The 24,265-nt window shown below is 55.8% G+C and carries 23 protein-coding genes; 14 read left to right on the forward strand and 9 right to left on the reverse strand.

The window, feature by feature from the left end:
* The first annotated feature begins 188 nt into the window (after positions 1-188).
* From PQR63_RS09800 to PQR63_RS09815, 4 genes are read left to right on the forward strand one after another with little or no spacing between them, the layout of a single operon-like run.
* Positions 189-560: a GFA family protein gene (locus tag PQR63_RS09800; RefSeq protein WP_408167671.1), complete on the forward strand. Its 372-nt coding sequence runs from the start codon at positions 189-191 to the stop codon at positions 558-560.
* On the forward strand, positions 557-700 hold the full coding sequence (locus tag PQR63_RS09805; RefSeq protein WP_408167673.1) for a hypothetical protein: 144 nt from the start codon (positions 557-559) through the stop codon (positions 698-700). The genes PQR63_RS09800 and PQR63_RS09805 overlap by 4 nt, the downstream gene beginning before the upstream one ends.
* 7 nt (positions 701-707) lie before the next feature.
* Positions 708-1,448 (forward strand): response regulator, encoded by a 741-nt coding sequence (locus PQR63_RS09810; RefSeq protein WP_408167674.1) that lies wholly within the window; start codon positions 708-710, stop codon positions 1,446-1,448.
* On the forward strand, positions 1,445-2,767 hold the full coding sequence (locus PQR63_RS09815) for an ATP-binding protein (protein ID WP_408167675.1): 1,323 nt from the start codon (positions 1,445-1,447) through the stop codon (positions 2,765-2,767). Before PQR63_RS09810 ends, PQR63_RS09815 begins: the two co-directional genes overlap by 4 nt.
* A 141-nt stretch (positions 2,768-2,908) precedes the next feature.
* Here the strand turns inward: PQR63_RS09815 and PQR63_RS09820 are convergent, their stop codons facing one another.
* The gene (locus PQR63_RS09820) at positions 2,909-3,211 is read right to left on the reverse strand and encodes a hypothetical protein (protein WP_408167676.1); all 303 of its coding nucleotides are present in this window, start codon (positions 3,209-3,211) and stop codon (positions 2,909-2,911) included.
* Between the two features lie 270 nt (positions 3,212-3,481).
* Between PQR63_RS09820 and PQR63_RS09825 the strand changes: the two genes are divergently transcribed.
* Positions 3,482-5,239: a methyl-accepting chemotaxis protein gene (locus tag PQR63_RS09825; RefSeq protein ID WP_408167677.1), complete on the forward strand. Its 1,758-nt coding sequence runs from the start codon at positions 3,482-3,484 to the stop codon at positions 5,237-5,239.
* Positions 5,240-5,260: 21 nt separating this feature from the next.
* Here PQR63_RS09825 and PQR63_RS09830 read toward each other — a convergent pair whose 3' ends face one another.
* Entirely contained in the window at positions 5,261-6,133 is an 873-nt protein-coding gene (locus tag PQR63_RS09830) for a LysR family transcriptional regulator (protein WP_408167678.1), read from the reverse strand.
* A 102-nt stretch (positions 6,134-6,235) separates the two neighbouring features.
* On the opposite strand from PQR63_RS09830, the gene PQR63_RS09835 reads away from it, so the two are divergent.
* Both PQR63_RS09835 and PQR63_RS09840 read left to right on the forward strand, forming a co-directional pair.
* Entirely contained in the window at positions 6,236-6,694 is a 459-nt protein-coding gene (locus tag PQR63_RS09835; RefSeq protein ID WP_408167679.1) for a multidrug/biocide efflux PACE transporter, read from the forward strand.
* Between the two features lie 279 nt (positions 6,695-6,973).
* Positions 6,974-8,593 carry a methyl-accepting chemotaxis protein gene (locus tag PQR63_RS09840; RefSeq protein WP_408167680.1) on the forward strand — a complete coding sequence of 540 codons (1,620 nt, stop codon included), beginning with the start codon at positions 6,974-6,976 and terminating at the stop codon, positions 8,591-8,593.
* Positions 8,594-8,698: 105 nt separating this feature from the next.
* On the opposite strand, the gene PQR63_RS09845 is transcribed toward PQR63_RS09840, so the two are convergent.
* The 5 genes from PQR63_RS09845 to PQR63_RS09865 form a co-directional block, all read right to left on the reverse strand.
* The gene (locus tag PQR63_RS09845; RefSeq protein ID WP_408167681.1) at positions 8,699-10,018 is read right to left on the reverse strand and encodes an MFS transporter; all 1,320 of its coding nucleotides are present in this window, start codon (positions 10,016-10,018) and stop codon (positions 8,699-8,701) included.
* A 157-nt stretch (positions 10,019-10,175) separates the two neighbouring features.
* Entirely contained in the window at positions 10,176-10,928 is a 753-nt protein-coding gene (locus tag PQR63_RS09850) for an SDR family oxidoreductase (RefSeq protein WP_408167682.1), read from the reverse strand.
* 150 nt (positions 10,929-11,078) lie between these two features.
* Entirely contained in the window at positions 11,079-11,924 is an 846-nt protein-coding gene (locus PQR63_RS09855; RefSeq protein ID WP_408167683.1) for a fumarylacetoacetate hydrolase family protein, read from the reverse strand.
* 1,045 nt (positions 11,925-12,969) lie between these two features.
* The gene (locus tag PQR63_RS09860; protein ID WP_408167684.1) at positions 12,970-13,356 is read right to left on the reverse strand and encodes an acyl-CoA thioesterase; all 387 of its coding nucleotides are present in this window, start codon (positions 13,354-13,356) and stop codon (positions 12,970-12,972) included.
* Between the two features lie 111 nt (positions 13,357-13,467).
* Positions 13,468-15,756, reverse strand: coding sequence for an NADP-dependent malic enzyme (locus PQR63_RS09865; RefSeq protein WP_408167685.1), 2,289 nt, complete (start codon positions 15,754-15,756; stop codon positions 13,468-13,470).
* A gap of 226 nt (positions 15,757-15,982) precedes the next feature.
* On the opposite strand from PQR63_RS09865, the gene PQR63_RS09870 reads away from it, so the two are divergent.
* The 6 genes from PQR63_RS09870 (at position 15,983) to PQR63_RS09895 (ending at position 20,066) form a co-directional block, all read left to right on the forward strand.
* Positions 15,983-16,957: a LysR substrate-binding domain-containing protein gene (locus tag PQR63_RS09870; RefSeq protein WP_408167686.1), complete on the forward strand. Its 975-nt coding sequence runs from the start codon at positions 15,983-15,985 to the stop codon at positions 16,955-16,957.
* A 214-nt stretch (positions 16,958-17,171) separates the two neighbouring features.
* Entirely contained in the window at positions 17,172-17,939 is a 768-nt protein-coding gene (locus tag PQR63_RS09875; RefSeq protein WP_408167687.1) for an alpha/beta hydrolase, read from the forward strand.
* 151 nt (positions 17,940-18,090) lie between these two features.
* Positions 18,091-18,522 carry a MarR family winged helix-turn-helix transcriptional regulator gene (locus PQR63_RS09880; RefSeq protein WP_408167689.1) on the forward strand — a complete coding sequence of 144 codons (432 nt, stop codon included), beginning with the start codon at positions 18,091-18,093 and terminating at the stop codon, positions 18,520-18,522.
* Positions 18,523-18,596: 74 nt separating this feature from the next.
* Entirely contained in the window at positions 18,597-19,181 is a 585-nt protein-coding gene (locus PQR63_RS09885; RefSeq protein WP_408167690.1) for a TetR/AcrR family transcriptional regulator, read from the forward strand.
* Positions 19,182-19,319: 138 nt separating this feature from the next.
* A complete protein-coding gene (locus PQR63_RS09890) occupies positions 19,320-19,808 on the forward strand; it encodes a hypothetical protein (protein ID WP_408167691.1) in 489 nt (162 codons plus the stop codon).
* A gap of 45 nt (positions 19,809-19,853) precedes the next feature.
* Entirely contained in the window at positions 19,854-20,066 is a 213-nt protein-coding gene (locus PQR63_RS09895; RefSeq protein WP_094563004.1) for a hypothetical protein, read from the forward strand.
* 153 nt (positions 20,067-20,219) lie between these two features.
* On the opposite strand, the gene PQR63_RS09900 is transcribed toward PQR63_RS09895, so the two are convergent.
* Positions 20,220-21,263 (reverse strand): S1C family serine protease, encoded by a 1,044-nt coding sequence (locus PQR63_RS09900; RefSeq protein WP_408167692.1) that lies wholly within the window; start codon positions 21,261-21,263, stop codon positions 20,220-20,222.
* A 57-nt stretch (positions 21,264-21,320) separates the two neighbouring features.
* Positions 21,321-22,769, reverse strand: a complete 1,449-nt coding sequence (locus PQR63_RS09905) for a PDZ domain-containing protein (RefSeq protein ID WP_408167693.1) — start codon at positions 22,767-22,769, stop codon at positions 21,321-21,323.
* Positions 22,770-23,261: 492 nt separating this feature from the next.
* Between PQR63_RS09905 and PQR63_RS09910 the strand changes: the two genes are divergently transcribed.
* On the forward strand, positions 23,262-24,053 hold the full coding sequence (locus PQR63_RS09910) for an SDR family oxidoreductase (protein ID WP_408167694.1): 792 nt from the start codon (positions 23,262-23,264) through the stop codon (positions 24,051-24,053).
* The last annotated feature ends 212 nt before the right edge of the window (positions 24,054-24,265 follow it).

Raw genomic sequence — 24,265 nt, forward strand, 5'->3', positions numbered from 1 at the left:
TTCCAATGTTGGTTGCGATGACCGTATTGGAACGCTTGGACGTATCTGGCTTGTGTCCATAAAGCCGCCTGGGTGCAATGTTTTGTGTATGTGTATGCGCCAGATACATTGGGACACAAATCATCCCGGGACTTGTCTTCGCATTGATTTATAAAGTGGTCATTGCCAACCACCTGAAGGAAAAGTAAATGATCCCTGAACGCTACAAAGGCTCCTGCCACTGCGGCGCTGTCCGTTTTGAAGTCCGTACCGCGCTGACGCCGGCCGGGCGCTGCAACTGCAGCATGTGCCGCCGCAAGGGTGCGCTGATGACGCCGATGATCGACGCCGCCGACGTGAAGATCATCAGCGGCGAAGAGTCGCTGACGCTGTACCAGTTCAATACACGAACTGCGAAGCACTATTTTTGCAAGCACTGCGGCATCTATCCCTTCCATCAGACGCGCAAGGATCCGCTGCGCTGGCGCGCCAACATCGGCTGCCTGGAAGGCGTCGATCCGTATGCGCTGGAAGCAAGCGTCGCCGACGGCGCCAGCCTGTCCGTGCTGGAGGACGCATGAGGCTGCTAAGGCGCTTGCTGGCGGTGTTTGCCTTTGTCGCCGGTGGTCTGGCGGCGGAACTGGCCAAGCCGTTGTATTGCTCGCTGCTGAATGTGGCAAGCGCAACACCCGCGCGTCGCCGCAAACGAGCTAAGGTATGATCGCCGCATGGAAAACCAAGACCACATCCTGATCGTCGACGACGACCGCGGCATCCGTGAATTGCTGGCTGCCTATCTTGAAAAGAACGGCATGCGCGTGTCGCTGGCGGCCAACGGGCGCCAGATGCGCGCCGTGCTGGAGCAGGGCGCACCGGACCTGATCGTGCTGGATCTGATGCTGCCCGGCGAAGACGGCCTGGTGCTGTGCCGCGAATTGCGCGTGGGCAAATTCAAGGCCGTGCCTGTGCTGATGCTGACTGCGCGCAGCGAAGAAACCGACCGTATCGTCGGGCTGGAAATGGGGGCCGATGATTACCTCACCAAACCGTTTGCGGTGCGCGAACTGATGGCGCGTATCCGTTCGGTGCTGCGGCGCGCGCGCATGCTGCCGCCTAACATGCAGGTGACCGAAGCGGTTCAGTTGCTCGGTTTTGGCGACTGGCGTCTCGATACCACGGCGCGACATCTGCTCGATCAGGACGGCACCATGGTGGCGCTCAGTGGCGCAGAATATCGCCTGCTGCGCGTCTTCCTCGATCATCCGCAGCGCGTGCTCACGCGCGACCAGTTGCTCAACCTGACGCAGGGGCGGGCGGCGGATCCTTTTGACCGTTCCATCGACCTGCTGGTCAGCCGCCTGCGCCAGCGCCTGCAAGATGGCGCGCGCGAACCGCGCTACATCAAGACGCTGCGCAACGAGGGATATGTATTTTCGGCAGCCGTCACGCTGATAGATGGTGAGCAATGAAGCTCTCTTTTTTACGCTGGCCGCGCACGCTGTTCGCCCGACTGGCGCTGATCTTATGCATCGGGCTGGTGCTGGCGCAGACCTTGTCATTCTGGCTCACGCTGACTGAGCGCGATCAGGCCACCACCAATGTCATGATGGGTTATATCGAGCGCGAAGCAGCCAGTTCAGTAGCGCTGCTCGACCATCTTCCTCCCGCCGAACGTCCGCAATGGCTGCCGCGTCTGGCGCGCCGCAGTTATGAATTCATCCTCGGCCCCGGCATCACGGGCACGCCGCCGGACGCGCGCCTGTCGAAGATGGTGGCGAAGTCGATCGCCGACGGTATCGGCACTGATTACGCGCTGACCGTCAATGCCGTGCCCGGTGACAAAGAGCGCATGCAGGTGCACCTGAAGCTGACCGACGGCACGCCGCTGACCATCGACATGCGGCCGATGTCGGGCGTGCCGCTGTCGCCGTGGCTGCCGCTGGTGCTGGCGCTGCAACTCATCGTACTGGCCGCATGCTGCTGGCTGGCGGTGCGGCTGGCGACGCGGCCGCTGCACGCGCTGGCAACGGCGGCTGATGCGCTTGGCCCCGATCTCAAGGCGGCGCGCTTGCCGGAAGACGGCCCCTCGGAAGTGGCGCGCGCATCCAAAGCATTCAACGCCATGCAGGATCGTATCGCGACCTACATGACCGAGCGCATGCAAATCCTCGCCTCGATTTCGCACGACTTGCAGACACCGATCACGCGCATGCGTCTGCGCGTCGACGTGATGGACGACGATCCGCAGCACGCCAAACTGCAACAGGATTTGCAGGAAATGGAAAGCCTCGTCAAGGAAGGCGTAGCCTATGCGCGCACCTTGCACGGCGCAGCGGAAGCGCCCATCCGCATTGACCCCGATGCCTTGCTCGACAGTCTGATGTGCGACTACGTCGACGCCGGCAGCGATGTGTCTCTGGAGGGAAATATCGGTGCGCCATTGGTGACGCGCCCGCAAGCACTGCGGCGCATCCTCGGCAACCTGATCGACAATGCATTGAAGTACGGGGGCAGTGCTCGCATCGTGGTGGCATCATCTCCGCCTGATGGATCGGTAATGATTTCGGTACGTGACAGCGGCCCGGGGATTCCACCAGAGTTGCTGGAGACCGTGTTCGAACCCTTCTATCGCGTGGAAGAATCGCGTAATCGGCAGACCGGCGGCACCGGACTGGGGCTGGCTATTGCGCGGCAGCTGGCGCTGGCGATGGATGCTTCGCTGTCCTTGCACAATAATTTGCCGGAGGGCGGGTTGGAAGCGCGGCTGATCTTGGCGAAGACGCGCTGAAGGTTTCCATGAATCGGTTGCCGTATTGCGCGGCAACCTGATCAAATCCATTCAAGGTAAAACTGATTTGCGTTGAGATTTTTTCCTGCTTGCTTGTACGTGTTGTTCGCCTGCCTAAATGACAGAACGACTGCACAAAAATCACTCAACGATTTCCGCTTTGCCATCCGGATAAGGATGCAGGCAATACACTTTTCCCGATTTTCCCTTCATGTGTTTTTGCGGCCAGATGCCACCAATGCGATAGAGCACCCGGTTGGAAAAAATGATCGGGCCTTCCAGTACCTTCGCTTGTTTGAATCCGCTCTCGCTCAGACATGCCGCGCGCGTGTCTGCTTTCAATTTTTCCCACTGATCTGCACTGGATGCCTGTGCATTGCCGGTCCATATCAACGACGTTGCGATAGCTGTCAGTTGTAATGTTTGTTTCCAACTTTTTTGCATATTGTTTCCTTTTTCATTTTGCCAGATCGACAACGTTGTCTGATCGTTAAATCATTGCGTGGTTCAGAGCGAAAGAAATCGTCATTCATCAAGGCGACATTTTCGAATGTTATCAATGGCGGTTGGCCTTTAAAACGAGAAATAGGTAGTAATACCTATAGCTCTGAAACGGCCTTATTACCGACAATACGGGCGGTTCGGGGCAGGATGCCTATGTTTTTCTTTGCCGAAGAGACAGGCTTCCGAATCGACATTCAAATAAGGATAACAATGAACTTCCTCGCCAATATGAATATCAGCAAACGTCTGAATCTCGGTTTTGCCATCATCCTTTTTTCCGCGATCGGCGTCATTGCAGTGAGCATCTGGCGGTTGCATGCCGTCGCCGAAACAACGCAGGCGATGATGGAGAAACCGCTGGCGAAAGAACGCCTGGTCTCCGACTGGTATCGCACCATTCATACCAGCGTGCGCCGCACGACGGCGATTGCCAAGAGTTCCGATCCCAGCCTTGGCGCTTTCTTTGCAGAGGATGCGTCGACCTCCTCCAAATTATCTAACGAACAGCAAAAAGCGCTGGAAGCCTTGCTCACCAGCGACCGTGAAAAAGAACTGTTCGCGCAGCTGAGCGCAGTGCGCAAGCGCTACGTTGCCGCGCGTGATGCGATCACCAAGGCCAAGACGGATGGCCAGGTTGACGAAGCCAATCGCATTCTTGAAAAAGTCTTTCCGGTGGAAGCCAAGGGGTATCTCGATTCACTGCAACAGTTGCTCGATTTGCAGCGCTCCAGCATCGACCAGATCGCGGTCAGCATTCATGAAATCTATATGACGAGCCGCAATCTGCTGATTGCCTTCGGTGCGCTGCTGTTTGTCGCCGGCTGGTTATTCGCGTGGCGTCTGGCGCTCAGCATCACGCGTCCGCTCAATCAGGCAGTCAACATCGCCGAGACCGTGGCGGCGGGCGACCTGACGTCGCATATCGACACCAATCGCAAGGACGAAACCGGCAAGCTGTTGCTTGCGCTGAAAACCATGAACGACAATCTGTTGCGCATCGTCGGCCAGGTGCGCAGCGGCACCGACACCATCGCGACGGCATCGCGCGAAATCGCAACCGGTAATCTCGACTTGTCTTCACGTACGGAACAGCAGGCAGGTTCTCTGGAAGAAACTGCCTCGGCGATGGAGGAGTTGACCTCGACCGTGAAGCAAAATGCTGACAACGCACGCCAGGCCAACCAATTGGCTGCGTCGGCATCGGATGTCGCGGTGCAGGGCGGCAGTGTGGTCGGTCAGGTTATCGATACCATGGGCGCCATCAACGAGTCGTCGAAGAAGATCGTCGACATCATCAGCGTGATTGACGGTATCGCTTTCCAGACCAATATCCTTGCACTCAATGCTGCCGTTGAAGCCGCACGGGCAGGTGAACAAGGCCGCGGTTTTGCAGTGGTCGCATCGGAAGTGCGCAGCCTCGCGCAACGATCCGCCAGCGCCGCGAAAGAGATCAAGGAACTGATCGACAACTCGGTGCAAAAGGTCGACTCCGGCAGCAAGCTGGTTGAGCAGGCCGGTGCCACGATGACGGAAGTGGTTGCCAGCGTGCGCCGTGTGACCGACATCGTCGGCGAGATCAGTTCCGCCAGCCAGGAGCAGAGCGATGGTATTGAGCAGGTGAATCGCGCCATTGCACAGATGGACGAATCGACGCAACAGAATGCAGCACTGGTGGAGCAAGCTGCCGCCGCCGCGCAATCCTTGCAGGATCAGGCGCATACCCTGACCGAGGTGGTCAGTATTTTCAAGCTGGATAGCGCGAATGGTGGTGACGTTTCGCCGCGCAATAACACGAGACCGGCGGTCGCATCTGCTATGAACACGGCTTCTGTGAGGAAGACCCAACCAGCGGCAAGCGCAGCGCGCAAACCGGTGGCGAAACTCCCGGCGGCGGCATCGGTACCTGTCGTTACCAGACAGCCCAAGTTGCCGGCAGCGACGTCGGACGACGATTGGGAACAGTTCTAAGCATAGACACTAAACTTTATTTCACAACGATGCCGGCGGCGACAGGAAGGTATTGCAAAGCCAGCTACCGGCTTGTCCCAGTCCGCGATCGCGTGACCAGATCAGATGCACCTGGATATTTTTGGGCCAGCCGTTGACCTGCAATTCCTTCAGGTCGGCGGCGCCGAAACGTTTGACGATCCAGCGCGGCAGCTCCGCCCAGCCGAATCCCAGTTCGGTCATTTCCAGCAAAATCAGATAGCTTGATGACGACCAATGGAATCCCGATCGTGGCGGTTTGACTTCGTCGCGATAGGTGTTCAGGCGCAGCTCGCGTACCTCGCGCAGCATGTCGCCGGTGACTTGCGTGGCGCGCGCCAGTGGATGTTTGGTGCTGACGTAAAGACCAATCTCGGACTGGTCGGCGATGGTCTCGAAACCGATGTCGGGCGGGTAAGAGGTTTGCGCGGCCACCAGCGCCATCTGAACGCGCCCGGATTGCACCAGATCGACGGCGTCTTCGTCTTCCGCAATCAGGCATTCCAGCCGCAGGTCGGGATAGCGTTGCTCCAGCTGCGACAGGCTCTTTTCAAAGACGTCGGATTGATAGGTATCCGACAGTGCAAAACTCAGTTGCGCTTCCAGTCCGCCGGACAATCTCTGCGCGGCACGGCTCAGGCGATCATTGGCGTCGAGCATTTGCTGAGCATGGGCGAGCAGGGCATGGCCATGTTCGGTCAGCGTCGGTTTGCGCGTGCTGCGATCAAACAGCGTCACGCCGAGATCGATTTCCAGATTGGCGATGGCTTCGCTGACGGTGGATTGTTGTTTGTCGAGCTTGCGCGCCGCCGCCGAAAAGGAGCCCAGATTGGCGGATTCGATGAACATCAGCAGGGCGTCGACGGAGTGGAGCATGGTTTGAGGATCTCTTAATATCGGTTTTTCCGATGGTTAATGATTTTATCCTATCAGATTAAGTGAAGATAATCTCCTTCCTTGAGTCCGAAGGAGAGCAGCATGACGCTGGAAAAAACCTTATATGAACGCTTTTTGCACGCGGTTCTGTTCGAGCTGGTGGCGCTGCTGCTGTGCGCACCGGTGATGTCCTGGCTGCTGGGCGTGTCGTTTGCCCATGCGGGTTTGCTGACCCTGATGATTTCTCTGGTGGCGATGGCGTGGAATGTGATCTTCAACAGCATCTTCGACCGCCTGGAGCGCCGCTGGAAGGCTAAGGCTGCACCCGCTACGGTTGCGGAGCCGCGCCGCTTTTCGGTTCGCATCGCGCATGCCGTGGTCTTCGAAGCCGGCCTGATTCTCGCTGTCGTGCCGATGGCGGCTTGGTGGCTGAATATCGGTTTGGTTGAAGCTTTCGTGCTGGATATCGGTCTGGTGTTGTTTTTTCTTCCTTACACGCTGGTGTTCAACTGGTGCTACGACAAGCTTCGCGCCGGCATGCTTAAAAACGCCACGTGCTGATTGCGTCTGGCGCAGGTCGTCTTCCGCACTTGTTAACGGTTTTTACATGACTGTTCTGGTGAAATAAAAGGTGACACAAAAAACTGAAAACGAGCCGGCGCGATGCCGGCTTTTTTAATTTTCACGTTCATTTCCCTCGTTGATCTGGGGAATGACGCAGTTGCACAAAAGCTATACTGGCCCGCCATTTGCCGGGAATACCAATGAACCGGCAACTTCGTTGTCAATTTTGCTATCCGCTTTATTGTCACTCCATCATCTTATAAAAATAGAGACTTCATGAACATCATCGCTAATCTGAAAATCGGCAAGCGCCTTGCGCTCGGATTCTCCGTTATCTTGTTGCTGGCCATCGCGATCATCTGCATCGGCATCTGGCGCCTGCAAGGCGTGACGGATGCAACCAAGGCGATGATGCAGAAGCCGTTGGAAAAAGAACGCCTCATCAGCGACTGGTTTCCCTACGTACAGACCTCAATCCTGCGGGTGACCGCGATTGCCAAGAGTACGGATCCTGCGCTGGCGCCTTTCTTTGCCAAGGAAGATGCCGCCTCGTCGAAGATATCCACCGAGTTGCTGAAAAAGCTGCAAGCTGTGCTTGAAACGGATCAGGAGCTGGTTCTGTTCAAGAAGATCGAAGAGCAGCGTCAACTGTATGTTGTGGCGCGTGACCAGATGCGCAAAGCGAAAGCTGCCGGCGATCTCGATGAAGCGAACCGTTTGCTCGAAACCGCCTTCATGCCACGTGCGAACGATTTGAAGGACGCGCTGCAAAACCTGCTGACGATGCAGCGTAAAAGTATTGACGATACCGCGGCTGACATCGACCGCATGGCGCATACCGGCCGTACTTTGCTGATCGTGCTCGGCGTGCTGATCCTGTTGTTTGGTGTGAGCTGCGCCTGGTATCTGACCGTCAATATCACAGGACCGCTGACGGTGGCGGTAGGCGTGGCACGCGGTATTGCCGATGGCGATCTGACTGCGCGTATCGTCGTCAGGAGCAAGGATGAAGTCGGCATGCTGCTGAGTGCACTCAAGGATATGAACGGCAGCTTGCTGCGTATCGTCGGTGATGTTCGTGGTGGGACCGATGCCATCGCTACGGCGTCAGGCGAGATCGCCAGCGGTAACCTCGACTTGTCTTCGCGAACCGAAGAGCAAGCCAGTTCGTTGGAACAAACCGCTGCTGCGATGGAACAATTGTCGGCGACAGTGAAGCAAAACTCAGAGAATGCGGTGCAAGCGAATTCATTGGCAAACTCGGCTTCAACTGTGGCCGCAGAAGGTGGTGATGTGGTCGGCGAAGTGATTTCGACCATGCGCTCCATTGATGCCTCATCGAAGAAGATCGTGGACATCATCAGCGTGATTGATGGCATCGCGTTTCAGACCAATATTCTGGCGCTCAATGCTGCGGTCGAAGCCGCGCGTGCCGGTGAACAGGGGCGCGGCTTTGCCGTTGTGGCATCCGAGGTGCGCAGTCTGGCGCAACGCAGCGCCGCTGCCGCGAAGGAAATCAAGACTCTCATCGGCGACTCGGTAGAGAAGGTCGGCGCAGGCACGCGTCTGGTGGAGAAAGCCGGCGTCACGATGAACGATGTCGTCGCCAGCGTGAAGCGTGTTACGGATGTCGTCAGCGAAATCTCGGCAGCCAGCCGCGAGCAAAGCGAAGGCATTGATCAGGTCAAACACGCAGTCACGCAAATGGACAGCGTCACCCAACAGAACGCGGCGCTGGTGGAAGAGGCTGCTGCGGCAGCCCAATCCTTGCAACAGCAGGCCGACAATCTGGCGCGTATCGTCAGCGTCTTCAAGCTCAGTCACGATGCCGTGCAAGTCGGGCATGTTCCACGCCGCATGAAAGACATTCCCGCTGATCCGGTACGGCTGACGTAATGTCATAGAGCGCAAACACAAAAGTAGCAGACAAAAAAACACCCCTTCGAGAGGGGTGTTTTTTTTCGTCGGTGAAGAACGCTGACGAGGTGCTTGCAACGATCTTTACTTCTCAGCAGGCTCGCGGAAGTAAATGCGCTTCGGCAGTGCCCACAGCAACAACGCTGCGCCGAGCAGGCATTCCAACGCGACCACATACAGACCCAGCGATGCGCTGCCGGTGATGTCGCGGATCTTGCCGACCATGTACGGCGTGATGATGCCGCCCAATTGACCGACCGAGTTGATCAGTGCGATACCGCCTGCGGCAGCAGCACCGGTCAATACGCGCGGAGGCAGGATCCAGAACAGACCGATACCGGCGATGATGCCTGTTGCAGCAAACGACAAACCAATCACCAGCACCAGCGTGTTGTTGCCGAAGTAGGCGCTGACGGCATAACCGACGGCGCCGGCCAGTGCACAACCGGCCAGATGCCAGCGGCGTTCGCCGGTGCGGTCCGAGCTGCGACCGATCAGGATCATGCCGATGGCAGCACACAGGTAAGGGATCACCGTGATCAGGCCGATGATGAAGGTGTCATCGGTGCCGGCAGTCTTGATCAGTTGCGGCATCCAGAACACCAGACCGTAGATGCCCGAAGCCAGCACCAGATAGATCAACGACATGGTGATGGTCGATGGCTGCTTCAAGGCGTCGCGGAAGGAATGCACCGCGTCACTCTTTGGCTCTGCGGCCAGACGGGCCAGCAGCAATTTCTTTTCATCGTCCTTCAGCCAGCGGGCGTCTTCGATCTTGTTGTCGATGACGATCCAGCAAATCACGCCAAGTACGATCGATGGAATGCCTTCCAGCAAGAACAGCCATTGCCAGCCGTGCAGCGAGCTCACGCCGTGAGTGAACTTCATGATGCCGCCGGAGATCGGGCCGCCGATCATGCCGCAAACGGCAATCGCCGCCATGAACAGCGAATTGATGCGGCCGCGACGTTGCGATGGGAACCAGTTGGTGAAGAAGTACAGTGCACCCGGGACAAAGCCGGCTTCCAGGCTGCCGATCAGGAAGCGCAGAATGTAGAACCCGGTTTCATTGGTGACGAACATCATTGCCGCCGAGGCGATGCCCCAGGTGACCATGATGCGGGCGATCCAGCGTTTCGGACCGACCTTGTGCAAGATCATGTTGCTGGGGATCTCGAACAGGAAGTAGCCGACAAAAAAGATACTTGCGCCGAGGCCGTAGACGGCATCGGAGAAACCAAGATCTTGTTGCATCTGCAGCTTGGCGAAGCTGATGTTGACGCGATCAAGGTAAGCAAACACAAAGCAGATCACCAGCAGCGGCACGAAGCGCAGGGTGATGCGGCGGTATAGATTGGATTCCTGAATATCCTGCGCGGTTGCAGGATAGGGGACTGCTGCCATGACTTCTCTCCTCAATACATTTAAAAGGCGCAACTTACCTACCGGCGATGCTTGTGGCAGCGCCGGTAGACAGGCTGGAATATTGTTATTTTTTTGCGATAGCGCGGCGCATGTTCAATGCACCGCGGTTGCTATCGTTATTACAGTTTTGGCGGGATCAATAAGTCGCGCGGCCGCCCGACAGGTCGAAGACCGAGCCGGTGGTGAACGAGTTTTCTTCCGAGACCAGCCACGACACCATTGCAGCGATTTCTTCTACCTTGACGAAGCGTCCACGCGGGATCTTCGACAGCATGTAGTCGATATGCGCCTGGGAGCATTGCTCCAGGATGCGGGTTTGTGCCGCAGCAGGAGTAATCGCATTGACGGCGATATTTTTGGTGGCTGTTTCTTTACCGAGGCTCTTGGTCAGGGCGATCAGACCGGCTTTGGCGGCGCTGTAGGCCGAGGCGGTTGGATTGCCTTCTTTACCGGCGATCGACGCAACGTTGACGATACGACCGTAGTTTTGCGCGATCATGCGTTGCACGACGACCTGATTGACGTAGAACGCGCCATTCAGATCGATGTCGATGACACGACGCCATTCTTCCGGCGAGTACTCGGCAACCACACCGTTTTGGCCTGCGATACCGGCGCTGTGCACCAGCACGTCGATCGATTGGGTGACCTTTTCAGTGGCTTCGATAGCGCGTTGTACAGCGGCCTGATCGCCGATGTTGACGACGACGGTTTCGACGTTGCCCAGCGGTTCCAGCTTGCTGCGCGCTTCTTGCAAGACTTTCTCATCCATATCCCACAGGACGACTTTTGCCTTGCCTTGCAGCAGACGTTCGGCGATGGCAAAGCCGATGCCTTGCGCGCCGCCGGTGATGATCGCGCTGCGACCTTGAAAATCGTAGTGATTCATGTTGACTCCGTTCTCTTTACTCTTGAGGAAACCCGTGTTGTTTTGCCTGCCTTCTATGGGCAGTTTTCAGCGTTTAAATGTGCTGCTGTGTCATGGCAAGACCATCGGCCGGTATCGGCCAATGGTCTTGTGCTAGAAGCAGGGTAGGTATTAAGCGTTCACTGTCTTTTGTTGTTGCTCACCCAGGCCTTCGATGCCGAGGCGCATGGTTTGACCTGCAACCAGATACACCGGATTAGGCTTGACGCCCATACCGACGCCTGGAGGGGTACCTGTCGAGATCACGTCGCCAGGCTGCAGGCTCATGAACTTGCTCAGGTAGGAAATGATGAACGGCACGTTGAAAATCATCGTGTTGGTGTTGCCGTTCTGGTAGCGCTTGCCGTCGACTTCCAGCCACAGTTGCAGATTGTTCGGATTGGCGATTTCGTCGCGTGTCACCAGCCATGGGCCGAGTGGGCCGAACGTGTCGCAACCCTTGCCCTTGTCCCAAGTGCCGCCGCGTTCTGTTTGGTATTCACGCTCGGAGACGTCGTTGACGACGCAATAGCCGGCGATGTGCGACAGCGCATCTTTTTCTTCGATGTACGCGCCGCCCTTGCCGATAACCACGCCCAGTTCGACTTCCCAGTCGGTCTTCTTGGAGCCGCGTGGGATCTTGACGTCGTCGTTAGGACCGACCACAGCCGAAGTCCACTTGTTGAACACGACTGGTTCAGCAGGGATAGGCAGGTTGGATTCAGCAGCGTGATCGGCGTAGTTCAGGCCGATACAGATGAACTTGCCGATATTGCCGACGCAAGCGCCGATACGTGGATTGCCGTCAACCACTGGCAGGCTTTGCAGATCCAGAGCGCGGATTTTAGCCAGAGTGCCGTCGTCCAGCGCTGCGCCGTTGAAATCCTTGACGTGCGCCGACAGATCGCGAATCTTGCCAGCCTGATCCAGGATGCCTGGCTTTTCTTGGCCGACAGGGCCGTAACGGAGTAATTTCATTGCTCTTCCTTTGGTGGTTGATCTAAAGATAAAGCGCCATGTTGGCGAATGTGCGGCGCATAGTCCTGCTTTTTGGAATCGAGATAATACCAATTAATTGGTAAGACCATCAAACAACTTTGCCGCGACGTAGATGAAAATATCTAATTTCGGCGATGTCAGTTGAAATTCTTGATGGAAATATTTAATTCTTTTTGGAAGGAGAAGTTAATTAAATCAATGATTTAGAGGTTTTAAGTATTTTTTGATTTGAAATTTGGATTCCATTTGGCAATTTCTGATCGCCACTTTTTTCACGATTTGTGAATTCGGTTTGGAATTTGCTTTCCGCGCAGCATCCTCACCCGCGTCTTGCATGTTGCAAGAGGCTGCTCTGTCGTGTGGGCGAGTGGGAAGCGATTCGGGATCGTGAGAGACACGGTTGTGGCAAAGATGAAGCCAGCTATTCCGAACTGCCATCCGAGAATTCTCTTCGCATGAATGCTGCATGAGTAGAGCGTTATCCGCTTTCAACACAAATTCACGTGTATTGTGAAAAGGACGATTACATCAGCGCTGATAAGGAAACGATCTGATCTCTCAACCATTGCTGAGTGGGATGTGAGTCATTGCGTCGATGCCACATCAAGTCGTAGGTGATCTCTGGCAAGGCGACTGGAGGCTTGAAGACGTCAAGCTTTCCCCACGCTGTTCGGTTCTCACCCCATCGCGCACTATGCATTTGCTGTTCCATTCCAGCCAGCGCCAGACTACCAAGCTGCGCAGTTTTGTCGACATGGTCTTGCAGGAACTTGGTCCAGACAGTCTTCAGGGGTCGCCGTGAGCGTACGGCGATGATGAGTTTCGGCGCCGTGATGTATGAGCCGATTGAGTCCGACGTGTCAGTAACAGATCTTCGCAAAGATGCGAAAAATCGCTCAATCGACAGGCCGTGTATTTGAATCGCCACGCGCGTCTGGTTTGATTTTCTCAACGCAGGCGATCCAAATATCCTCAATGGCCGTCTTTGCAATCTTTTTGCTTTTGGCTTGCAACCCGAATACTCCTAAAGCGCCAACGCATTCATCACTGCTTCTGGCATCGATGGACGACCGTTGAAAAGGCAAGTTGCGACAAACGTAGCTTCTGCATAGGTGACGCCATCAACTTTAATCTCTTGAACGAAATTGACACGATTGCGTTTTTCGTTCTTTTCAAGCTGACAAGTCACCTCTAATCGATCGTCCTTCTTGAGGCTTTTACGGAAGCGCAGAGAGTATTCAAGCACCATGTAGATTTTCCCCTGAGCGAACTCTGCTTCAATATCAATGCCCAGTGCTTCTTTCATGAACGCGTGCCTTGTCCACTCCATATAAAACGGATAATAGAGGCCATCGACCACGCCCTGAAAATCGATATGACTGGCTTCAACTTCGTAATTCTTTGAAAACATGTATCTATCCTAATTTGTTGGCTGGGCTGGTAATACTACCTACGAAAGCTTAAATGCTGTTGTCTTGCATCGAAAATTGCCTCCACTTATCCGCCCAGCCAACGAAGATCACTAGGCCGGACGATTCGCATCAAGGACGGTGAGCGCCGCCATGTTGATGATGCGTCGCACGGTGGAGCTAGAGGTCAGGATATGCACCGGCGCGTTCACGCCGAGCAAAAAAGGTCCCACGGCGACGTTGCTGCCCGCTGCCGTCTTGAGCAGGTTGTAGGCAATATTGCCGGCATCGACGTTCGGGCAAACCAGCAGATTGGCGGAGCCTTTCAGACGCGAAGTCGGCAGAATCTGCAAACGCAAGGCTTCATCCAGCGCGCAATCGCCGTGCATCTCACCGTCTACTTCCAGTGTCGGTGCGCGCTCGGTAATGATTTCCAGTGCGCGGCGCATCTTGCTACCGGACGCCGAGCTGGCCGACCCGAAGTTGGAGCGGGAAAGCAATGCCGCCTTTGGCACCAGGTTTAACCAGTTCATTTCGTCAGCGGCGGCAATGGTGAACTCGGCGATCTGCTCGGCAGTCGGGTCATCGTTCACGTGCGTATCCACCAGCGCCACGGTGCGCTGATCCAGCAGCAGGATGTTCATGGCGGCGTAAGTGTGTGCACCCGGTTTCTTGCCGATGACCTGGTCGACATAGCGAAGATGGTCGTGATACGCGCCGACGGTACCGCAGATCATGCCGTCAGCATCGCCAAGGCGAACCATCATGGCGCCGATCAGCGTGAGTCGGCGGCGCATTTCGACGCGTGCCATTTCCTTGGTGATACCTTCGCGGCACATCAAATCCCAATAGGTTGTCCAGTACTGGTGGAAGCGTTCATCGTAATCAGGACTGGTGACTTCAACGTCTTGGCCCAGGCGAAGTCGTAAGCCGAATTTTTGAATCCGCGCCAGCAAGACTTCGGGACGACCGACCAGAATCGGACGCGCCAGCTTTTCGTCGACGATCACTTGCACGGCGCGCAGCACGCGTTCATCTTCGCCTTCGGTAAAGACGATGCGGGACTTACCGCCGTCGCGCACGCGTTGCTTGGCCGCCGAGAACAGCGGTTTCATGAACGCACCTGAGTGGTAGACAAATTGCTGCAGTTGTTCGACGTAAGCATCCAGATCGGCGATGGGGCGCGTGGCAACGCCACCTTCCATGGCAGCTTTGGCGACTGCCGGCGCGATGCGCACGATCAAGCGTGGGTCGAAAGGTTTTGGAATGAAATACTCGGGTCCAAAGGACAAGTCATAGCTGCCGTAGGCTGCGGCGACGACGTCGTTCTGCTCTTCTTCCGCCAGCCCTGCAATGGCATACACGGCGGCGATTTCCATTTCGCGTGTAATGGTGGTGGCGCCGACGTCGAGCGCGCCGCGGAAGATATACGGGAAGCACAACACGTTGTTGACCTGGTTCGGATAGTCCGAACGGCCGGTCGCCATCACGATGTCGTCGCGCACTGCCAACGCAACTTCGGGCAGGATTTCCGGGGTCGGATTGGCCAGCGCAAGGATCAACGGACGCGCCGCCATGGTGGCGACCATTTCCTTTTTCAGCACGTTGCCCGCGGACACGCCAAGGAACACGTCGGCGCCTTCAATCACTTGCGCCAGCGTGCGCAAGTCGGTCTTGCGCGCATAGCGTTCCTTGTCCGGATCCATCAGCGTCGGGCGGCCTTCGTAGACCACGCCTTCAATGTCGGTTACCCAGATATTTTCCAGCGGCAGACCCAGGTCCATCATCAGTTCCAGGCAGCCCAAGGCGGCGGCGCCGGCTCCCGACACCACCACTTTGACTTCAGCAATGTTCTTCTTGACGACCTTCAGTCCGTTGATGAAGGCGGCCGATACAGTGATCGCCGTGCCGTGCTGGTCATCGTGGAAGACAGGGATCTTCATGCGGTCGCGCAGCTGGCGTTCGACGGTAAAGCATTCCGGAGCCTTGATGTCTTCCAGGTTAATGCCGCCGAAGGTCGCTTCCAGACCGGCGATGATGGTCACCAGTTTGTCGGGATCGGTTTCGTTAATCTCGATATCGAAGACATCGATGCCGGCAAATTTCTTGAACAGAACCGCCTTGCCTTCCATGACCGGCTTCGAGGCCAGCGCGCCGATGTTGCCAAGTCCGAGGACGGCGGAGCCATTGGTGATGACGCCGACGAGATTGCCACGCGCCGTGTAACGGTACGCATTGAGCGGATCGGCAACGATCTCTTCGCAGGCAGCCGCCACGCCGGGGGTGTAAGCCAACGTGAGGTCGCGCTGGGTGACCAGGGGTTTGCTGGCGTTGACGGTAATTTTTCCGGGGGTTGGATATTGGTGGTAATCCAGGGCGGCTTGCCGGTCTGTCGTGTTCATGTGCTCTTCCTCTTTCCAAGATGCGCCCGGGATCGTAGTGACCAGCGGCGGCGGTTTGTCATCGGTCTGGCGTTTTTAGCTTGTTTTTGCGCTCAAACCGTTTTTTCTTTGCGATCGTCATGGCGATGATGGCCATGACTTGAGGCGAGTTTAGGCAATAGGCATATCAAGATCATTTTGATTTATTATGATCCCATCACCTTTTTCTAATGAAAGACGCCTTCCTATGGAGGTATTTGATGCAAACGCGCTGCTCAGGCGCTTGAGTACGCGCTTGAAAATGCGCCATCTGCTCTTGTTGTTGCAAATCAGGCAACACAAGTCGCTGACGCGTGTCGCCGAGCAAATGGCCAGCACGCAACCTGCCATTACCAATGCACTGTCGGAATTGGAAGGTATGTTTGGCGGCCCGCTGTTCGATCGTTCGGCGCGCGGCATGGCTCCGACCGAATTGGGCAAGGTGGTGCTGGAGCGGGCAGGGGCGATGGTGCATGACTTGCGTCATTTAGTGCGCGACATCGAAACCCTGGCATCCGGCCATGCCGCGCATTTGCATATCGGGATTACCCCCTTCATCTCCGGGCAGATCCTGACATCGGCGATTCAGCGGGCTCGTCCCGAGGGCGAGCAGCGGCTCACCGTGACAATTCATGAGGGAACCAGTGACCAGCTTCTGGCGCAATTGAGTGACCACGCTCTCGATCTTGTCATTGGGCGGGCATCCTCCGGAGTCAATCTGGAGAAGGTCAAATTTGAGGTGTTGTACCGCCAGCAGCCGCGCCTGATCGCCAGTCGCCGCCTCGCCGCTCAGTTGGGAAGAGTGCGCCTGGATTGGCGCAAGATGGTTGAACTGGACTGGATACTGGGCGCTCCCCATACGCCCATGCGAGAGCAGGTAGCCGATATTTTTCTCGGCGCAGGCGTTGTTCCTCCCGTGCCCGTTGTAGAGAGTTACTCGGCGAAATTGATCGGAGAAATGATCGCTGCCAACGAAAGAGCGATATCGATCGTACCGGCCGATATCGCCGAAGAGCTGGTCCGTGTCGCCGGCGTGGCAATCGTGCCGTACTCTTTTGACTGGACGCTTTCTCCCATCGCCTTGTTCATGCGCTCGGATGGGTTGCAGCGCAGGGCAGACCAGCTGTTCGCTGAATCGCTGCGCGCCGTTTGCGAAGAGACTTACTCGACGCTGTCATCGTAAAAATCCAGCCGACCATGCGTCTCCATTCAGAGGGGGCGATTTGTAAATTGAATTTTTTAGCCTAAATATTAAAATTAAGTTGCGCGCTAATTAATTGTGCGATATATTTCAACCCGTGCTTCAACCTGTGCTGTCGCCGAACTCCTTTTAGAGGAGTTTTTAAATGTAAATTACTTAGCGCGCTAAGTAATTTAACTTCCTTGAGAGAACTATCATGAAACTGACCTCCATCGCTAACGCTGTCCTCGTTTCCACACTGCTGTCCGCCTCTGTCATGAGTGCGCAAGCCGCGCCGGTCGCTGCTGACGCTACCACCGTTGTTCTTGTCCATGGCGCCTTTGCTGATGGATCGAGCTGGGAGAAGGTGATCCCGCTGCTGCAAGCCAAGGGCTTGAAAGTGGTCGCCGTACAAAATCCTCTGACTTCGCTGGCCGATGACGTCGCCGCCACGCAACGCGTCGTTGACGCACAAACCGGCAAAGTCGTGCTGGTCGGTCACTCCTGGGGTGGCACGGTGATTACGCAAGCCGGCACCAGCAACAAGATCAAGGCCTTGGTCTATGTTGCCGCGTTTGCTCCTTCGGAAGGCGAAGCCACCGGTGAACTTGGCAAGCAATACGCTGTACCTCCAGGTATCGCAACACTCCAGATGGACGCCACAGGATATCTCTGGTTGCCAACTGATTCGGTCTCGAAGAATTTTGCGCAGGATGTTTCGCCCGCCACAGCGGCGTTGATCGCTGCCACACAAGGCCCGATCAATGCCAAGGCATTCGGAGACAAGACGACGGTCGCAGCCTGGAAAACCAAGCCGAATTACTACATCGTGTCGTCGGAAGACCGCATGATCGCTCCTGAGCTGGAACAGGCATTTGCCAAGAAAATCAACGCCACCACAACCACCTTGAAAACAAGTCACGTGCCGATGGTGTCGCAACCTGAAAAAGTTGCCGAAGTGATTTTCGCCGCTTCGCAGCGTTAATGCTGGAAGGATGGATGGCCGATCTCGGATCTGCCGTCCATCTTATTGTTCGTCTCGTTGCAATCCCTTGCCATCAATGACGATGGCAATTTGCTTTGCGAGGCCGGAGCCGTTAGGCTAACGGCATTCCGACTTTTGCAGTATCTCCGTCATGGCCAAATTTGCTCCGCCCACGCTTGCTCAGCACCTGTGTTTTTCGCTCTACAGCACCTCGCTGAAGATGACCCAGTTGTACAAGCCTTTGCTGGCGCCGCTGAATTTGACGTATCCGCAATATCTGGTGATGGTGGTGCTCTGGCAGCATCAGGATCTGGGCGTAAAGGACGTGGCGCAACACCTGCAACAAGACTCCGGATCCATCACGCCTCTGATCAAGCGGCTGGAGGCCGAAGGCCTTCTCAGTCGCACGCGCGACCCGCGAGACGAGCGCAACGTTATCCTCAATCTCACGCCTGCCGGCGAAGCAATGCGTGAAGCCGGCGTGCGTATCAGTCAGGCGATTGCCGATGGCTGCTCGGTCAGCAAGCCGGAATATGAACGCATGATGGCCGACCTCGAAAAACTCAACCAGACGCTGACGTAATTCAGTGATTCTTTGTGACCGTCACGTTTTAACTGCCGCTTGACTGCCTACCTACTAAAAGGTAGGCTGTGCCCATGACTGATTCATCCAATACATTCGACAGCATTTTGCGGTGTGCGCAATCGCTGATTATTTCCGGCGGCTATAACGGCTTCAGCTATGCCGACATAGGGAAGGTGATCGGCATACGCAACGCCAGCATTCATCATCATTTTCCGAGCAAAGCCATCCTCGTACGCACGTTGGTGGCGCAGTATCGGGAGGAGATGCAGGCCGGTATCGCCAATCTGGAGCAAAGCGTGTCGGATCCGGTTGGGCAGCTTCGCGCCTACACCAGATTTTGGGAGGGTTGTATTGCCGATGCGTCTTCTTCTTTCTGCGTTTGCGCCTTGCTGGCGAGTGAAATGCCGGTGTTGCCTGAAGAGATTGCGATTGAAGTGAAGGCGCATTTCCGTGCGCTGTCGGCCTGGCTGGCGAGCGTTTTCGCACGGGGCGCAAAACAAGGCAGTCTCAAGCTGACCGAGTCTGCCGAAACGGAAGCGGAAATATTCATGGCGTCCGTTCACGGCGCCATGTTGTCGGCACGCGCTTATGGCGACGCCCAAATGTTCGGTGCCATCATCAATCCAGTATTGGTGCGCGTGGTTCAACAGAGTTGATGGCAAGCGATGATGACGTCAACGTTCGTCCATTTTTCCTACCGATTAGTAGGTAGTGTTTCGTTGGAGGCAGCTCTTCCAGAATAGGGAGAGATGCTTTCTTTGGATATTTCATTTTTTTGATAAAAGGATAGCGCTATGTTTGGAATTTCTCCCATTGGTTGGGTTCATACGCTAGGCAGCTTGCCGGCGATTCCTGCAGCTGTGTATATGTTTGCACGTTATGGACGAATCGCGCCTCGTTCGCGAGCAGGTGCTGTTTATTTCGTGTCGATGGTGATCGGTGCGGTGAGTGTTTTTCTGGTGGCGCATCAACCGGTCAGTTACGGCATCGCCGTCGCGACGTTGATCTTTCTTCTTGCAGGTTATGGCGTGGGAAAATTCTGGAAAGCAAGTGGCGCGGCAAACTATGTGGAAACCATCTTGCTGACACTGACCACGTTCTTGCTGATGGTGCCGACCGTCACCGAAACGCTGCGTCGCGTACCGGACGGGCAACCGTTTGTCACTGATTTGAAATCGCCGCTGCTGCTTGGATTTCAAGCCAGCCTTGTTGTGATGCTGATTGTCGGACTGAGCATTCAACTCATCTATTTGCGCAAGAAGGGCAAGGCTGCAGCGCTGTAAACAAGTGATGCCATCTGGCGTCAACAATTCTGAAGGAGAGCTGGTATGGCACGCAATCCGGTAACACCCGTTCGTCCCGTTGATGCCGTAGGCGCTGCAAGACGAGTGGATAGCGGTTCCACCTATTATCGTCATCTGGAGCTGTGGCGGATCAACTCGGAGGTCTATGCCGCTGAACGGCGAGCGAAAGAGCCGCGTATCGAAGAGGAGGGCGATTTCGCCAGAGTGTTGTCTGATGCCGTGAAGTCTGGTGTTTAAGTTTTGTACCTTTATGTCACTTGCAAAAGGCGACTGAAGATTTCTCTTGTCTTGACCGCATAAAGAATCGCCAACAGCGAAAAAATTCTCTGTTGGCGATTTTCATGGAGGCGACAACTGCAGTTGCCGGTAATTGCTGCCGATTAGTGGCGACTATTGCGCCGGCGCTACTTCCAATTGCAGATCCTGCATCTTGCGTGCGCGCCACACACGCAATGGTGCATTGAAGCCGGGTCGCATGGCACTAAGAATCGCTTGCGCGTCCTCTGCCGAATTCACATCCTGACCGCCGATTTCGACAATCACATCCGAAGGTCGCAATCCGGCTTTTGCACCCGTACCACCTTTGGCAACGTTGCTGACCAAGGCGCCGCGTGCGGTGTTCAATCCCAGTTTCTTCGCTGTTGCGTCATCCACATTACTCAGTTGGAGGCCGGTCGTTTTGACCGCGCTCGTGCTGCTTCCCGGATTACTTGCCGCGGAGGACGAAGGTGATGTCAGCGGTCGTGCACCCGCAGCGGCATTCTTTGCGACGGTTCTGCGTGGTGGCGGTTTGCTGACCGGTGTCCACGCGACAGCGACGCGCCTGGAACTCAGGTTGCCGAACATCTGGCCCCATAGTTTTTCACGTGCGGCATCGGCTTTTGGCCGCGTGTCTTCGCCTTGGCAAATAGCGTTGGCAGCGGCAGGCGAGTAGCGACTCTTCAAGAGTGCTTCGAATTCCTTCTGCTCATGCTGGCCGCTATCTGCGTACCAGTCCTGGTAAGCAAATACAGTCGATATATAAGTCGTGCCGGTGCCGCCAGGCTCGGCATACCAACAGAACCCATACATCGGCACTTCACCTGACAGAGGAACTTTAGGGGCAATACCAGCCACGCAACCTTGTTCGGCGCGAACCTGATTGATGGCGTCAATGTGCCAGCCAAAAGTTTTTTTGGTGAATGGTTCGGTGCCTGGCTCGTTCTGTGACTTGGCGAAAGTCTGCGACATCGACGCCAGGTAGGCGCAGTCATGGCCACGATACGCTGACGTCGATATGCCCATGCTTTCCGGCGTAGCGTTCGACTCAACGGTGCTTTGCATCGCTGATTGCATCATTGGCGAGATGACTGAATGTACCGCCATGCAACCGGACAAGGCGATTGCTGCACAAGCGGCGGCGATCCAGGCGAGGAGCTTGGAATATGTTTTCATCAGATGTCCCCGAAAGTCAAAGTTGGAAGTCGGCCTGCGTTATTCGCTGGTCATTGTTCAACGTGGCACCCAGTACACCGAAAACGTATCCTTTCCTGTTGCGGCGAAGGTTTGTCGCAACGCCGTTGTCGCCTCTTCACGTGCCTTGAGGATGGCCTCCCGCGTCTTGCGGCAGACTGCATAGCCGGGTGCGGCGCCAAGGTCAGGGCCGAGGCCGCGCTCCACCATCGTCGCGCGGAACTGAGCGCCTATGGTCGGATTGATGTCCTCGACGGCGTCAGCTGCCGGCACTACAAATTCATAACTGATTGCGCCGTTCTTCAACGCGGCGTTAGCGTTGACCCATGCGAAACAATAGCCTTCAGCACCGGTGGGCAGCGTCAATTGCAGTGCCTGGGATCCCAATGTCACTGGAACGAATTCCAGTTTGCGGTTGCGCCAGACTCCCAGTTTGACCGGGGCTCCGCCAGGCAGGCGAGCGAGCAATTCGGTCAGTTGTGTTCTGCTTTCAAGTGGCCGACCGTTCAGGGAAAGAATGACATCCAGCGTCTTGAGGCCGGCTTTGTCCGAGGCGCCATTCGGAATCGCACCGCCCATCAGGACGCCGCGCGTTTGCTCCAGGCCGAGCGAGGTCGCCAATGAAGGAGGAATGTCCTCGATCAAACCTTTTGCACCCATCACATACTGCATCCCCATCCATCCATGGTCAGCCAGCAACGGGCTGGTCATCGAAGGCGCCGTGTCCGGATCGGGAACGGCTGGTGCAACCGCTGTCGGGATCGGACGCTCTTCCTTGCTCACGACAACGGTGACGTTGCGGGTTTTACCGGAACGGAACACGCGCAAGGGCGCTTTGTAACCGGGACGCATGCGGCCAACGATATTGGAAAATTCTGTAGGCGTGTTGACCGGTTGACCGTTGACTTCAAGAATCACGTCGAGTGGTTTGATGCCCGCCTTGTCGGCCGCACTGCCTTTCTTTGTATCAACGACCAGGGCACCCTTCAGATCGGTCATGCCCAATGATTTTGCGAGTGAGGGCGAGACGCTATCGACGGTGATGTCCAGCGAGCCTTGTGTGATCCTGGCGGCAGAGGAGGCTGCAGTTCCGGCAGTTCCAGATCCTCCTGCAGCGCCGGTGATCGCTGTCGATGCAGGAGCTTTCGTTTGTAACGGAGGCGCAACGGGACAGGATTTTTCCGCTTGAATTTGCTTCACTACAGAAATATTCATTTCCGCGACAGCGATCTCGACACGATCGCCTTTTGCGGTGGCCTTTTTCAGATCTTCCTGATAAAGGGGACCCATGCCGGACAAAGTCTGGCAATTGGCTGAACGCAAGGAGTTCACCGTGATATTGCGCATTTCCGGCGAAGTCATCTCCGCCACCATATCGTAGGAGGATGCCCGCGCAGAGAGGATCATGTTCACCGGATCAAGCGCTCCGCAACCCGCCAGCGAAGACAATACGACGACGCAGGCCGCGCCTTTCAAGACATTCCCCATGCTTACCCCTTGTCATTATTTGATTTTTGGTAAAAACAAAGCAGGGGATTGTCACAATGGCGGGAGGTATTCAGCGTGTCAAAAACATCGGCTGCCACCAACACATCTCTATGTATTTCCTGCTGGAAATACATGTCTTTCCAACGCACGGCAGCGCTATGCGATGCGCCATTCTCATGCTCCCCTGACCGTTATTTTTTGCTTGCGATGATCTTAACACCGTCCAAATGCGATGCCTATTGCGGCGCCCATACTGTGTGGTATGGGCGCAATGCGATCGTATTGCCTTGTGTGATGAGATGTGTTGATTGCGAGATTGCGATCTCGGATATTTACGTTTTCCTCGAGAGCAATGAAGCAAGCTATATTAAGGGCGCAGTGATTGAGGCGTCGGTGGTTTGACGCTTTAATGTTTTGCGCGCGTCGGTCTGAGTTGTCTGCGTTGACATCGCGTGGCGTGGCGCTTATATCCAAATTTACATCGGAATTTTTATGAAAACAGTTGACCTCTTGACGCCTAATGCAGGCCTGCGCGTCTTTATCTCCGGCGCAGCTACCGGCATCGGCGCTGCCATTGCAGAGGCATTTCTTGAAACCGGTGCGTCCGTCTACGTCTGCGACATCAATCCTGCAGCCGTCGAGGAAATGAAAAAGAAAAATCCCGCTATCCACGTCGGCGTCGCCGACGTCGGCAAGTGGGAAGACGTGGACGCCGTCATGCAGGACGCGCAGGACAAACTCGGCGGGCTCGATCTTCTGATCAACAACGCCGGCATTGCCGGCCCAACGGGCGCGGTAGAAGACATCACGCCTGATGCTTGGGACAAAACCATTATGACGAATCTGAACAGCCAGTTTTACTTCCTTCGACGCGCCGTTCCCTTGCTGAAGCAAACATCGGACAATCCCAGCATCATTACCATCTCGTCCGTCGCAGGCCGTCTGGGATATCAATTCCGCACACCTTATGCCTCGACCAAGTGGGCCATCGTCGGGCTGATGAAATCGCTGGCCATCGAACTTGGCCCGGATAACATTCGCGTCAATGCCATCCTCCCCGGCGTCGTCGAGGGCGAGCGCATGGACAAGGTCATCGCAGCACGCGCAGAGGCACTCGGACTGACATTCGAGGCAATGCGCGAAGACTACGTCAAAAAGATTTCGCTACGGCGCCTCGTGACTACGCAAGATGTCGCGGCCATGGCCTTGTTCTTGTCGTCGCCGGCGGCAAGAAATATCTCGGGACAGGCCATCAGTGTTGACGGCAACCTGGAATATTTGTAGATCGATTGCTATTTGGAAATACGTCGTCCATTAACCACAGGTTCTGGATTTCAAATTAAAAAGCTCGCCTCTGCGGGCTTTCTTCAATGTGTATATTCTCTCCCTTGATTTAGGCGCCTATCGCCATTTTTCCCGTTGTCCTACACGTTAATGGGTGTTTCTCCACCTCGCCAACATCTCTCGCCATAGAGATACTGCGATCTCACCTGTCA

The sequence above is a fragment of the Herbaspirillum rhizosphaerae genome, assembly GCF_046025915.1.
GTDB lineage: Bacteria > Pseudomonadota > Gammaproteobacteria > Burkholderiales > Burkholderiaceae_D > Herbaspirillum > Herbaspirillum rhizosphaerae_A.

Bases quoted from the DNA above. Each gene is read 5' to 3' on its own strand.
- PQR63_RS09840 (WP_408167680.1), top strand. From the start codon at position 6,974: ATGAACATCATCGCTAATCTGAAAATCGGCAAGCGCCTTGCGCTCGGA.
- PQR63_RS09805 (WP_408167673.1), top strand. From the start codon at position 557: ATGAGGCTGCTAAGGCGCTTGCTGGCGGTGTTTGCCTTTGTCGCCGGT.
- PQR63_RS09855 (WP_408167683.1), bottom strand. From the start codon at position 11,924: ATGAAATTACTCCGTTACGGCCCTGTCGGCCAAGAAAAGCCAGGCATC.
- PQR63_RS09885 (WP_408167690.1), top strand. From the start codon at position 18,597: ATGACTGATTCATCCAATACATTCGACAGCATTTTGCGGTGTGCGCAA.
- PQR63_RS09825 (WP_408167677.1), top strand. From the start codon at position 3,482: ATGAACTTCCTCGCCAATATGAATATCAGCAAACGTCTGAATCTCGGT.
- PQR63_RS09850 (WP_408167682.1), bottom strand. From the start codon at position 10,928: ATGAATCACTACGATTTTCAAGGTCGCAGCGCGATCATCACCGGCGGC.
- PQR63_RS09815 (WP_408167675.1), top strand. From the start codon at position 1,445: ATGAAGCTCTCTTTTTTACGCTGGCCGCGCACGCTGTTCGCCCGACTG.
- PQR63_RS09830 (WP_408167678.1), bottom strand. From the start codon at position 6,133: ATGCTCCACTCCGTCGACGCCCTGCTGATGTTCATCGAATCCGCCAAT.
- PQR63_RS09835 (WP_408167679.1), top strand. From the start codon at position 6,236: ATGACGCTGGAAAAAACCTTATATGAACGCTTTTTGCACGCGGTTCTG.
- PQR63_RS09800 (WP_408167671.1), top strand. From the start codon at position 189: ATGATCCCTGAACGCTACAAAGGCTCCTGCCACTGCGGCGCTGTCCGT.
- PQR63_RS09910 (WP_408167694.1), top strand. From the start codon at position 23,262: ATGAAAACAGTTGACCTCTTGACGCCTAATGCAGGCCTGCGCGTCTTT.
- PQR63_RS09875 (WP_408167687.1), top strand. From the start codon at position 17,172: ATGAAACTGACCTCCATCGCTAACGCTGTCCTCGTTTCCACACTGCTG.
- PQR63_RS09865 (WP_408167685.1), bottom strand. From the start codon at position 15,756: ATGAACACGACAGACCGGCAAGCCGCCCTGGATTACCACCAATATCCA.
- PQR63_RS09820 (WP_408167676.1), bottom strand. From the start codon at position 3,211: ATGCAAAAAAGTTGGAAACAAACATTACAACTGACAGCTATCGCAACG.
- PQR63_RS09905 (WP_408167693.1), bottom strand. From the start codon at position 22,769: ATGGGGAATGTCTTGAAAGGCGCGGCCTGCGTCGTCGTATTGTCTTCG.
- PQR63_RS09900 (WP_408167692.1), bottom strand. From the start codon at position 21,263: ATGAAAACATATTCCAAGCTCCTCGCCTGGATCGCCGCCGCTTGTGCA.
- PQR63_RS09895 (WP_094563004.1), top strand. From the start codon at position 19,854: ATGGCACGCAATCCGGTAACACCCGTTCGTCCCGTTGATGCCGTAGGC.
- PQR63_RS09880 (WP_408167689.1), top strand. From the start codon at position 18,091: ATGGCCAAATTTGCTCCGCCCACGCTTGCTCAGCACCTGTGTTTTTCG.
- PQR63_RS09810 (WP_408167674.1), top strand. From the start codon at position 708: ATGGAAAACCAAGACCACATCCTGATCGTCGACGACGACCGCGGCATC.
- PQR63_RS09860 (WP_408167684.1), bottom strand. From the start codon at position 13,356: ATGTTTTCAAAGAATTACGAAGTTGAAGCCAGTCATATCGATTTTCAG.
- PQR63_RS09890 (WP_408167691.1), top strand. From the start codon at position 19,320: ATGTTTGGAATTTCTCCCATTGGTTGGGTTCATACGCTAGGCAGCTTG.
- PQR63_RS09845 (WP_408167681.1), bottom strand. From the start codon at position 10,018: ATGGCAGCAGTCCCCTATCCTGCAACCGCGCAGGATATTCAGGAATCC.
- PQR63_RS09870 (WP_408167686.1), top strand. From the start codon at position 15,983: ATGGAGGTATTTGATGCAAACGCGCTGCTCAGGCGCTTGAGTACGCGC.